Below are 12,494 nucleotides of genomic sequence, written 5' to 3'. Positions count from 1 at the left end.
GGAGAAAACTTTCGTCTTGTTTGCTTGTTCATAAGGTTAAATTTAAACGGTTTTTTTTAACTTAACCTCTGGTCTCAATTTTGGGGAGTATTATAGGTGAAGCCGTCGAACTTTTCAATAGCCCTATGTGAAACCTAGGGGAAAGGATGAATAATGATGCATGGCAACAACCCCGTGAGGGGTTGAACTTAGTATGAATAATCGTTCAAGAAAGTTATACAAAAAAGTATAAAGACCATAATCAATATCAAAAATGCATAAAATCTTAAAGGGTCATTTTACTCCGAAGTAGGTACGATTAGAGGAAATTTAAGAAAGTCAGAGTTAAATCGTATTATTATTTTTTGACTTATAGAAGATTTTTCTTTTTCATTTAATTTAGTTTTATCCAAAAAATATTTTCGCATCTTTCTTTCAGATCTGACCATCTTTTGTCTATGCCTTGGAGAAATCTCTTTACCTAGAGTAAAGATTACAAGGTAACAATCACCCTTAAGTCTCTCACCAATTCTTTCCCACCAAATCTTATCTGTGTCTCCTATTGAACTCCCGAAAATAATTATAACGTTTGAATTAATAATTTGCTTTTTAAACTGATTTTCAATAAGGTACTTATTAGCTATGTTTGTTTGTTCTTTTACCAAAGAATCAGTTATATCCAAATCATCTCTAAAATTTAGATTACCAATTTGAGAAGTATCATTAACCCCAAGAACCATGTCTTTATCGTAATATCCATGGATGTGAGTAAGCCCTTTCAAATAATATTTTGAATGATTTTTATGCGTGCCAATAAAATTATTTTGCTCATAATCTTTAAAAATCCTATCCAAAATATAGGTATAATTAAAAGTACAAATTTCAATTGAAACTTCTTTGCTCGCCCATTTATGTTTATGAGTATTAATTATCTGTTTATCAGCTGGTGGTAAATTTCGTTCAAAATAAATTAAATAATTTTGTAATGATGAGAAATCTATTGAATCAAAGTCTAATTTTTCTTCCTCTTCTTTTAAATAATCCGCTAAAGAATCTTTAAAACAATCTAAGACTTCATCAAACTCTTCTATTGTATTTATCTCCTCAGTATATTTTCCAAGGGCTAACTCTAAGTCGGCCCAATTTTCGTAATCATTTTTAATTTTTGCTTTAATATCTTTAATCAAAACACTTTCGTGATTAGCACAATTAAAATGACTGAAGAAATCTGAATATTTTGATTTCATACCTAAACTTAAATCAAAACCATTACCTAAAACAAATAGAATCTTCATTTATATTTTATAATTAATTAATAGATTTTTAATCCCCTTCCACTATCCTAATCTCCTCCTCCGTCAACCCATACAACTCATAAACCAGGTTGTCGATCTCTCGATCGAGGCGGGTGATGTCGGATTGGAGGGCTTGGGCTTTGGCTTTTTGTTCGTTGAAATAGGCCATCCACTCGGCTTCTTCTCCTAGACTTAACTTGACCTTGGCTTTCTTTAACTCCCCCAAGAATCCCTTGAAATCTAAGGAAGGCCAGTTTTGGAGTTTGGTGGAAGGTTTCTCGATTGAGAATTTTGATTTAAGGAGATTAACAAGGCTACTCACTTGCTCTAAATTATGATTAGAAAAATTTGATATTTCAGTAACCAAAACTGAAAGTTTATTAAAAATTTGTGAATCAATATCAGGAATTGGATAATTCTTAATATCCTTTATTACAACCTTTGGGAAAAGAGTTCTGTTACCCTTTGCAGCTTGACGAATATGATAAAACGACATTAGTGAAGAATTCAAGATCCCAACCAAAGCTTTCAAAGAATAATCGTTATTTTTTGATAAAATATTAATAACACTTTTATTGTTTAGGTAAACTTCTTCTACATAAGAAGCATATAAAACATTTGGAAATTTCCCTGTTATTTCCCTTATTAAAATTCTACTTTTCGAAAACTGATCAAAAGATTTTGGTTGTGATAACCATGGTCCCCATGATAACCAAGAACCTGACCAATTAATACCATATCGCAATACGTCCTTACCTTCCAAGTACTTAAATGTATTTTCATCATATTTATACGTAAAATCAAATATATGATTTTTCACATCATCTTCGGATTGTTTTGGATTACCCTTTCCTTTTTCATAAGCTTGCATCCCAACTCTTACATCATATTTATCCTCTATTATAAATGGTGAAGAACTAATTTTTTGAATTATTGAGATATCATCATTATTACTTTTAATATCAATGAATGAATCTCTATTTTTAAGCCAGTCTTCTTGATTTATTGAATTATAAATACCGTCTATAGAATCGCTCAAAACAGTGAAATATTTTGTAATATTTGATATAGGTTTGGAATTTTTAATTATAAAAATCATAGTTTCAACTCCAACTCCTTGAAAACTTTTACCACTTAGAAATATTAAATAATTAATACTTGTAGTAGTTAAATATAAATTTCTTATAAGCTTACCTGACTCAATCCCCAGCCAAGCATTTGGAACAATAAACGCAAATTGGCCTGACTCCTTGATTAAATCCAGAGCTTTTTCCATAAACAATATATAAAGATTGGGCTTTTCATAAATGCATTTAAAATTTGATAAATAATAATCTTTATAGTCATCTAAAATCTCATCACGGGATCTCACATAAGGCGGATTACCAACTACCACATCAAACCCTCCTTTGGCAAAGACTTTTGGGAACTGCGCTGACCAGTTGAAGGCCAAGTCACCGGCTACTTCGGGATCATCGATTAAGGAGTTGCCTACTTTGATATTGGAATTGAGACTACTGAGTTTGCGGCCTTTTTTAGCAGTGCGGAGCCATAGGGAAAGTCGGGCGATCTGTACGGATTCCTCGTTAATATCCACGCCGAAGATGTTGTTTTCCAGAATGTGGTTTTCTACATTGGGAAGGATCAAGGGTGAATCGAAGAGTTGGGATTCCAGTTCATCCACATAGCGATGCTCTGCCATCAAAAACTCCAAGACCTGATTTAGAAAAGCGCCTGATCCACAGGCAGGATCACAAATCGTCAGCTGTAGCAGCCAGGTACGATAGGTATCGAGCTTTTCTTTGAGTCGTTGGATCGTTTTCTTCTGCCTGCCTCTTTTGCCCTCTGCAAAATCCTCGTCTATGATTTCGAGTTCCGCTTTTTTCTCCGTGCACAGCTTCCCTAGGGTATTGTCTACGATGTATTTGGTAATGTATTTTGGGGTATAAAAAACCCCATCCCGCTTCCTCTTGGTCTTGGAACGGTCCACGACCTCACCCGCAAGTTGGGCACGGACATTTTCGATATCATTGAGTGAATGCTCGAAAATATGTCCCAGGATATTGGTATCTACTTCGGATTCAAAATCATATTCGGTCAGCTTTCGAACGTGCTTTTCCAGTACCTGATCCGAAATCTCCAGTGCATCCAAGATCAAATCTGGAGCGAAAAGCCCGCCATTGTAAGCGTGTATTTCTGCCTTTCCCGGCTGAACCCTTCCTGTATTCAAGTAACCAAAATACTTTTTGAAAATCTGATACAAAGGTCTGTATTCGTCCAGATCGCTGAGTTTGTTCCAATGCGTGACTATTTCCATAATGGAATTAGGCGGCAGCAAACCCTTATCCTCTGCAAAAAAGATAAATAGAAACCGATCCAAGAGCTTTTGACTTTTCTTGTAGAGTTCCAGTTCATCAGTGCCAGCGTTCAACTTGACCATATCCTGCCAAAGCTCTTGCTTGAAGGCCGAATAATCCGCATAGAGTTGCTTGGTGATCTGCTCCTCTACCAGTAAGGATTGTTCTTTGATCTTTTTGGGAATGCCCGAAAGCAGGTTTTCTTTATGAAGCAGCAGCCAAAAAACCTTGAATTCCTCCAGCTGCATCGCCAGAATATTGAACTCTAAAAAATCAACTGCATTGTCGATGTAGAAGCGTAATTTCTCGAAATTACTGGTAATGACATAGACACATTCGGGCTGATTGTTTTTATAATTGAAGGCTTGATCACGGATTTTTTCCAAGTCCTTCGTATCCGTCCCCTTCAGTTCGATGACTGCCAAAGCCTTCCCGTCTTTCAAAATCGCGCCATCGGTCTTTTTTGCATCCTTGATATTCTTCAGCTCCGTAGTCAGGTCATAATCCGGATTTGGGTTGATGGTATAGCCCAAAATATTGACAAAAAGCTCTCGGAGAAAACCTTCCTGAAATTGTTCTTCTTTGGCCGCTCTGATATTTTCCCGAATCTGAGGATGATGAAAATATTTCTGATAAGCTGTATATGCTTCTTTTACAAGAATCTGATCTTGAGTGGCAAGATATTTTTTAAGAACTGAGTTTTGGAAAAAAGCCATTCAATAGGTTGATTAAAAATTACTAATCCTTAAAGATATTTGAATCTGTTGAAACTAAAAATTCAAATTCTGAAATTTTGATTTGGTTGATGAAAAAGTTTTTGTAAAATAAGTTCGACACCCTTCGGGGTCGTGGGGTAAATTGGGTTTGTTTCGTTTTCCACGGGTTTCACCCGCGGTTATTGAAAAGTTTGACCACTTCGTGGTCGGTAATTTGATAAAATGTTGATTTGCATTTCCGATGCTGAAAGGATCAAACTTTTCAATAGCCCTAGGTGAAACCTAGGGGAAAGGATGAATAATGATGCATGGCAAAAACCCCGTGTGGGGTTGAACTTTTAGAAATGGATTTCTATTTTTCTGGCAAAAATTTCACCCCTTCAAAAACTCCAAAAACCGCATCTCTGACCATGTAAACTCTTGCCCGCTTACCGTAAAACCTGTGTGACCTCCCCTTTTCGGTAATTCTAGGAAAATATGGGATGAATTTTCTGCCAGCTTGATGGGATAGCAGCGATCATGGAGCAGTGGATCATTGAGGGCATTGATGATTAAAGTGGGTATTTGTATGTGCTCCATCCAATTGTCCGCGCTCACAGATTGGTAGAAATCGGTAGCGTCCTTGAACCCATGCAATTTGGCTGTAAAGTGCGTATCAAAGGCATCAAAGTCCTCCACTCGCTTCAGCAATTCCAAATCTATTAATTCGGGATATTGCTCACCTTTGAGTTGCATTTTTACTTTCAACTTATTTAAAAATCGTTTCTTATAAAAACCATTTCCTTTGAAATTGAGCGTAGCAGCAGAATCCGTCAAGTTGCAGGGAGTGGAGTAGACAGCGGCTTTTTTGATCTTTGAATTCAAGTCAGTTCCTTTTTCACCTAGGAACTTCAAGGTCTGTGCTCCGCCCATACTGATGCCAACCAAATAAACTTCATCATAATCAAATGATCCTTCCACATGCTCAAAAACGGTATTCAGATCATAAGAGGCACCATGATGATACATAATAGGCTTCAGGTTCATCTCTCCGCTGCAAGTTCTATTGTTCCACGCTAAAGCATCAAATCCGTGTTGATTGAAGAGTTTTACCAAGGCCTTGGCATAGTGTCTATCAGCACTTCCTTCTAATCCGTGAGATATGATTAGAAGTTTTCTGCTTCCAATCCTCGACCAATCCAAATCCAAAAAATCTCCGTCAGGTGTATCAATTCTTTCTCTTTGATACATTACGCCATCGATCTTTCTGAAAATACTCGGAATGATGGTTTCAAAATGTCCATTGAAAAGATGAAGCGGTGGTTTGCCGTAAGTTGAATTTGAAATAATAGGCATGATAAAAGGAATTTAAGTCACGAAAGTAAAAACATATGGGCTAATCAGGAATTTTTTTGTTAATTCATTAATCAAATCAAATTCAATTATGAAATCATATATCGGTATTATATGTATCCTAGCGATCAATTTGGGGGTTTCGGCTCAAAGTTTAGACCAAGCTATAGAACAGTTTTATCCTCATTTGGATCAACTCTACAAAGAGCTGCATCAAAATCCAGAGCTTTCGCTTCAAGAAAAAGAAACATCTGCAAGAATGGCCCAAGAGCTCAGGTCATTGGGATATGAAGTCACAGAAAACATTGGTGGCTATGGCCTAGTCGGCATGTTCCAAAATGGCCCTGGACCGGTATTACTGATCCGGACAGATATGGATGCACTTCCTATGGAGGAGAAAACAGGCTTGCCTTATGCTTCTACGAAAAAGGGAGTAACTAATGATGGAAAAGAGACCTTCATTACCCATTCCTGCGGGCATGATATCCACATGTCGGTTTTTGTCGGCACGGCCAAAATGATGATGGAATACAAAAATAGCTGGAGAGGTACGGTATTGATGGTGGCTCAGCCTGCTGAAGAAAATGGCCTTGGGGCTTATAACATGCTCAATGATGGCCTGTACGAAAAATTTCCACATCCAGACTATGCGATTGCCCTGCATGATGATCCCTTTTTACCCGCCGGAATGATAGGCTACAAAGCTGGGCCATTGATGGCAGGGGTTGACATGATGAATGTCAAAATCTTCGGAGAAGGTGGTCACGGCGCAGCGCCACATACGACGATTGACCCTGTAGTCTTATCGGCTCAGATCATTCAAGCCTATCAGACTATTGTCAGTAGGACACTTACACCAACTGATCCTGCAGTAGTGACGGTAGGATCTATCCACGGGGGATCGGTTCACAATATCATCCCAGATGAAGTGATGATGCAATTGACCATTAGAACTTATTCTCTTGATGTCCGAGAAAAAATCATCAGCAGAATCAAAGAGATAAGCGAGAATTACTCCAGAGCTGCGGGATTGAAGGAAGACAAAATGCCCGAGTATTGGATTAGAGAGCCATTTACTGCGCCATTGATTAATGATGCCACGCTGACTGGTCAAATGGTGAGTGTTTTCCAACAAACTTTTGGCGAAGATAAAGTAGTAGAAGTCGCTGCTCAGATGGTTGGGGAAGATTTTAGTGCCTATGGCAATCAAGAAAGAAAAATTCCAATCAGCATGTTTTTCTTGGGAGCCAATGATCCAAAATTTCTAGAAGAAGCCAAAGCAAAAGGACTAGATATTCCAGGGTTGCATAGTCCTTATTTTGCGCCAATCCCAGAACCCACCATCAAGACTGGCGTCAAAGCAATGACCAGCTTTGCACTAGATATTTTGAAAAACAAAGAAGTGATGATCGATAGAGGGAATTGATTTGGTAACAATTGAATGACATTGTGTTAACCACTTCCTTGAATCTTTACCCTAGTTTTGAAGTGTAAACTTTCTTCATAGGGAATCAATAGGATTTAAACTCAAAAAGCGGTCTGAAAATCAGACCGCTTTTTTATTACATTCATATCTACGCAAGAAAATTAACTGGGATCAAATAAAATTACTTAGATCAAGACTTTACCCGATTCATGGCTAACATCCTAAGCATCCAGTTTGGAAGAGGTTTATCTGGCTTTCTGTTTCTGAGATTCAGGTACCAACCCCATTTTTCCATGATTGGGATTTTATGAGTCTCTACAAACTCTATCAGTGTACCGTCAGGGTCTTCACAGTATGAAAAATGCCCTGCCGCTTTACCCATATCAAAGCTATTGCTGCTATCTACAGTAAAAGGAAAGCCCGCTTTAGCACATTTTTCAGCTAATTCCTTCATGCCTGTAATATCAAAACACACATGGATAAAACCCAAATCCCCCCAATCTCTATTTTGAAATATCTTTTTCGGAACTCTTCCCTTTACTTCAAAAAGCTCAATTTCAGTCTTACAGAGTAATTTGCTAAATGCTCCCACTCTACCCTCTGGTCTATGAATCAATACTCTTCTAAATTTGGCATCTCCTCCATTGACGCCTAACAAATCCTCAAATTGTCTAGTTTCATCAGACCTTACATGGTGATACCCTAAGATCCCTTGATAGAGCTTCAGCGCCTCCTCTATATTACTCACACCAATTGATACACCTGCCACTCCACCTGTATAATCCTTGTTCAGATTGAACCAAGAAGGACTTTCTACCATTTCAAAAGTATTTCCATAAGGGTCTTGAACATAGAAATGTTTCCTTCCACAAGGAGATATCGTGGGTGAGCCTAAAACTTGAGCCCCTTCAGCTTTAAAATAATTGTAAGTATTCTCAATATCCTTGGTCCTAATCTTTACAGCGAATATTCCTAAGTCGCCCAGAGCTAATTCAAAATCAGCTTTAACAGGTTTTTTATTTGTGTATTGCCAGATTTCAAATCCACCACCTCCTTGCATATTCATAGCCAGGATTGCAAAGCGCTCCTGTGCTATTTCAGAGGTATATCTTGTCATCAGGTTTGCTGTGGCTGCATCTTCAAAAATAGGCACATCCATCTTGAAAAACTTTCTATACCAAGACCATGCTTCTTTGGCATCTGTCACTCCAATACCGACTTGTTGGATACCGCTGATGATCGGTAATAGCCCATTACTTTGACTCATATGTAAACAATCAATTATCTATAATTCAGCATTTTGCGGTAGATCCATTTGAGTTTATCAGGATTTATTTTGAGATAATAAAGCATGAAAACTGTCAAATTAGCTAACTGAACTCTCAACCAAGAATTGGTCTCGTATTTTCTAGCAGAAACAAGGATAGTTTTTGGTAAAACCGTAAAACCAAACTTTCTCTTGATTCTTCCAACTAATTCAAAATCCTCCATGATTGTATAATACTCATCGAAGCCATTCAACTCCTCAAATACTGATCTTGCGATAAACAATGTCTGATCTCCACCTCCTGAAAATATACCATTAAATCTTGTAAACCAAGCATTCATTTTTAACAAAGGACTAGAAGAATCAAATTGATATCGATAACATCCTGCTAAATTTCCCTTTTTAACTGATTCTGAGACATCTCTAGCAAAATCTGGATGCGGTCTACTATCAGCATGTACAAAGTAAAAAATTCCACCTTTGGCTACAGCAGCACCTTGGTTGAGTTGTGCCGCCCTACACTTCTGTTGTGAGCGCAATAAAATTGCGCCATGGCTTCTGGCAATATGTACTGTGTCATCTTCGCTTCCAGCATCTACAACGATCACCTCTGCCAAATCCCTCCCTCCAGACTTAAAAATAAACGGTAACAGCTCTTTGAGATTCTCTGCCTCATTCAAAACTGGAATGATTACTGAAATTTTCATTAGGGACTTTTCCTTTTGATCACATAATTTTTGATAGGACTTTGCATGACAGCTTTTAGAAACTTACCATTTTCATAGTAAAATCTGTTTTTATTACCGTTGACATTGACTTCATAATAATCTTTGTATTTGGTAATCGGAGATGGAAGTCCAAAATTTTCTGCCATAAAAATTTTCTGACCTACTGGTTCTTCAAAATACAATCTTGCAGAGCTGAAAAAAAGTGGATTATTGATCACTGTATCCTTTTCGTATTGATAACTAGTTGCTTCTACTACATATCGATCATTTTTCCAGACAATATCAGAAGCAAACTCTCCCTTATTACTTTTTGTTTCTGCTTTTGCTTTGATCAATTGTTCACCCTTGAAATGAGAATTGATAGAATAATCCACATTGACTTTACCAAAAAACCAAAAACTAACTTCACTCTTTAAGTCATAAAATGATTCATCCCCTTTCTTCGTTTTGACAGCTGTCATTTCACCGATGGAGAATCCAGCAACGGAGATTTCGAAGTCCATTTTCTCCTGAGCTAGACTAGGTAAGCTCAAGAGAATGACTAATCCAACTAAATTTTTTTTAAGATAACCCATTATTGAAATATTTTCAACCATAATTCTAAAGTGTTTAGATGAGAATTACTTCCCAAAAGTTCAATTTTGAGAAATTATATCTGATACTTTTATCAAAAATTGGAAAAGTTTATATCAACTCTTTACCTAATCTAAACAACATTGAACCACAATTTCTGAATTTTTGGCCTAACAACAACCCCCTCCGTCATAAAAGAAAGTTGATTCAGTAATATAAATGTCCTCTCTTCCAAGGTTTTTAATGGCAGCTGCTGTCTTATCACAAATAGAAAGAGGTTGATTTTGCATCAACACATGCCCTTTTTGATCATCAAAATACGCTTCTGATCCAAAATAAATGGCTGTTTTACCAGTAAATACACATGGTCCATCTGCTGGCATTGGATCTTTGATGGCACACACCTCTACACTCTCCAAAAAGATCATCTCCTCTGTATCATAATGACCAGGAGCCAATATTCTATAGGGTCTTTTAGCTCTGATTTCAACCGTACCAAATCCAGCATCTGTGATCATCTTGAGATATTCTTGAAGAGAAAGTGAGCCACTCAGACATAAAGCTCTCAGACGATCGTCATTTCTAAGACTATCAGGCATAGCTTGCTCAGTCACAGGATCACTGAGCACCAAGCGACCATGTGGCTTTAGCACCCTGTACATCTCTTTCAATGCCAAAGCAAGATCTTCTTTAGTGAAAATATTGAAAAGGCAATTTTGAGCTGCAACATCTATACTTTCATCGGCAATTGGTAAGGCTAGCGCTGATCCTTTCCTAAGTGACACAAACTCCTTTTTGAACCAATCATTTTCTTGCTCAGCCAATACAAGATTAGCATTACAAGCTTGGATCATTTCGTCTACAATATCCACCCCAATGACCCCATTTTCTTTTCTGGAAAAATAAGAGAATTGCAATACTTCCATACCTCCTCCAACTCCAACATAAAGAATGTTAGGCTCATTGACCAAATCTCTGAAATGAACTGTGCTCCCACAGCCATAATTCATTTCTTGCATAATCTTTGGGATCTTCAATCCTGGAAATTGCCAAATGGGTGTAGTGGTGCAACATAAACCCACATCAGGTTTCAAGGCTGCGTCTCTGTATACATTTGCTGTGGTTTCTAAGTAGGTGCTCATATAGTTTGTGAAAGTGTTTTTTTATACTTGATCCAATCTGCTTCATTATCAATATCAGACAGCATCTCAAGTAGTGTAAATGAATTTCTATTTAAGTCTAATTTCTTGATGGAATCCATCAAAACCCTGTCGTGACTCCAAATCATCTGCTCAAAAAGATGGGGAATAAACTGATTCATGCCCAATAAATAATAACCCCCATCTCTAGCAGGTCCAAAAACGGTATCCGAATAATCCAAAGTCTCAAACGCCTGATTGATTAATTCAACGGTGATTTCAGGGCAATCAGTTCCTATGATGGTGACTTGATCATATCCTTGCTGAAAAATTTCTTCGAATGCATTTTTCATCCTTGACCCTAAGTCAAGTCCATTCTGAACCTTGAATTTTACCCGATCCACAAACATTTCTTCCAGACCATTTTCAACTTGATCGCTGAAATAAATGAAAGTATCGATGGCTTCTAGTTGATTGATAACTTTATAGGTATGCTGAAGCAACAGCATATATATTTCCAAGGCTTTGGCCTCCCCTACAGTCGCTGCCAATCTGGTTTTGACTTTGCCAAGGACTGGATTTTTTTGAAATACAATGAGTGCTTTTTTACTTTCTTCCATAACTTAGGCAGTAGCTCCTCCACAACTAGACCCTGCTCCAGCAGTACAGCCAAAACAATGTTGCTTCACGATAATTTCTCTTTCTAAAAGAGATTTTTTATTCCAGTCTGCTATGTGCTGACTTGTAGGAGAAGCTACTTTTAATTCAAGCATTTGATTGAAATCACAATCATATAAGTATCCATCCCAACCCACTGATATCGTATTTCTACACATCACATTAGCAGCAGCTACAGGGTTGTAAGCGTCTAGGAGCTTTTCCATATAGCTATCATAATTTTCGGACCTCAGTAGGTATTCTAAAAATCTACTGATAGGCAAATTCGTGATGGTATACAATGCATTGAAAGTAATGTCATAGGAGTTCTTTAAACGTTTTTTGAACTCTAGCTCCAGACCTTCCTGGGAAGCAGGTAAGAATGCCCCAGCGGGATTATAGACCAAATTTAATTGCAGTCCTGTACCCTCTGCTCCATAACCAACCTCATTGAGCATTTTCAATGCTTTGATTGATTTATCAAATACTCCATCTCCTCTTTGGGAGTCTGTTTTGACTGCTGTAAAGTAAGGTAGAGACGAAACTACCTCGATATGATGTTTTTTATAAAACTCAGGGAGATCATGATACTTTGGGTTTGCCAAAATAATGGTCAGATTACACCTAACGATGATATGGACTTCTGAACTGATTTTCCTAATCTCTTCGATAAACCAGCGAAATTCGGGATTCATCTCAGGAGCTCCACCAGTCAAATCCACCGTTTTGATTCCACCCTTTTTGATCACTTCTAAAATCAGCTGCATGGTTTCTCTGGTCATGATTTCTTTGCGGTCTGGACCTGCGTCTACATGACAGTGCTTACATACCTGATTGCACATTTTTCCCATATTGATTTGAAAGATATCAATTTGGGTGGGACTCAAAGGAAAAAGATTAGAATTGGCTAGCTTATCAGCAAAACTAATTCCTTTGATCGGGGTATCTAAGACCTCTAATTCGTATTCAATTTTAGAAAGCGGGTGTTGTTGAGCTTTGAGTGATTTCATGTTTAGTCTTCAAAA

10 protein-coding genes are annotated in these 12,494 nt (G+C 37.6%); 1 reads left to right on the top strand and 9 read right to left on the bottom strand.

What is annotated here, in order from left to right:
* Nucleotides 1–278: 278 nt before the first annotated feature.
* From BW935_RS13015 to BW935_RS13005, 3 genes are all read right to left on the bottom strand, one after another.
* Nucleotides 279–1,274 carry an AbiH family protein gene (locus tag BW935_RS13015; RefSeq protein ID WP_076502103.1) on the bottom strand — a complete coding sequence of 332 codons (996 nt, stop codon included), beginning with the start codon at nucleotides 1,272–1,274 and terminating at the stop codon, nucleotides 279–281.
* Between the two features lie 28 nt (nucleotides 1,275–1,302).
* Nucleotides 1,303–4,347 (bottom strand): Eco57I restriction-modification methylase domain-containing protein, encoded by a 3,045-nt coding sequence (locus BW935_RS13010; RefSeq protein WP_076502101.1) that lies wholly within the window; start codon nucleotides 4,345–4,347, stop codon nucleotides 1,303–1,305.
* Nucleotides 4,348–4,719: 372 nt separating this feature from the next.
* Entirely contained in the window at nucleotides 4,720–5,682 is a 963-nt protein-coding gene (locus BW935_RS13005; protein WP_076502099.1) for a YheT family hydrolase, read from the bottom strand.
* Between the two features lie 88 nt (nucleotides 5,683–5,770).
* Here BW935_RS13005 and BW935_RS13000 point away from each other — a divergent pair, with 88 nt between their 5' ends.
* Complete coding sequence (locus BW935_RS13000; RefSeq protein WP_076502097.1) at nucleotides 5,771–7,105, top strand: amidohydrolase; 1,335 nt, start codon at nucleotides 5,771–5,773, stop codon at nucleotides 7,103–7,105.
* A 190-nt stretch (nucleotides 7,106–7,295) separates the two neighbouring features.
* Here BW935_RS13000 and BW935_RS12995 read toward each other — a convergent pair whose 3' ends face one another.
* From BW935_RS12995 to arsS, 6 genes are all read right to left on the bottom strand, one after another.
* On the bottom strand, nucleotides 7,296–8,372 hold the full coding sequence (locus BW935_RS12995) for a VOC family protein (protein WP_076502095.1): 1,077 nt from the start codon (nucleotides 8,370–8,372) through the stop codon (nucleotides 7,296–7,298).
* Between the two features lie 14 nt (nucleotides 8,373–8,386).
* Entirely contained in the window at nucleotides 8,387–9,079 is a 693-nt protein-coding gene (locus BW935_RS12990) for a TIGR04283 family arsenosugar biosynthesis glycosyltransferase (RefSeq protein WP_076502093.1), read from the bottom strand.
* Nucleotides 9,079–9,675 (bottom strand): DUF6134 family protein, encoded by a 597-nt coding sequence (locus BW935_RS12985; protein ID WP_076502119.1) that lies wholly within the window; start codon nucleotides 9,673–9,675, stop codon nucleotides 9,079–9,081. Before BW935_RS12985 ends, BW935_RS12990 begins: the two co-directional genes overlap by 1 nt.
* A 168-nt stretch (nucleotides 9,676–9,843) precedes the next feature.
* On the bottom strand, nucleotides 9,844–10,815 hold the full coding sequence (arsM, locus tag BW935_RS12980; RefSeq protein ID WP_076502092.1) for an arsenosugar biosynthesis arsenite methyltransferase ArsM: 972 nt from the start codon (nucleotides 10,813–10,815) through the stop codon (nucleotides 9,844–9,846).
* Nucleotides 10,812–11,432: a TIGR04282 family arsenosugar biosynthesis glycosyltransferase gene (locus BW935_RS12975; protein ID WP_076502090.1), complete on the bottom strand. Its 621-nt coding sequence runs from the start codon at nucleotides 11,430–11,432 to the stop codon at nucleotides 10,812–10,814. Before BW935_RS12975 ends, arsM begins: the two co-directional genes overlap by 4 nt.
* 3 nt (nucleotides 11,433–11,435) lie before the next feature.
* Entirely contained in the window at nucleotides 11,436–12,479 is a 1,044-nt protein-coding gene (arsS, locus tag BW935_RS12970) for an arsenosugar biosynthesis radical SAM (seleno)protein ArsS (protein WP_076502089.1), read from the bottom strand.
* Nucleotides 12,480–12,494 lie beyond the last annotated feature (15 nt).

This window comes from Belliella pelovolcani (genome assembly GCF_900156785.1).
Classification (GTDB): domain Bacteria; phylum Bacteroidota; class Bacteroidia; order Cytophagales; family Cyclobacteriaceae; genus Belliella; species Belliella pelovolcani.
The sequence above is the reverse complement of the archived record's forward strand: the minus strand, read 5'-3'. Positions and strand labels throughout refer to the sequence as shown.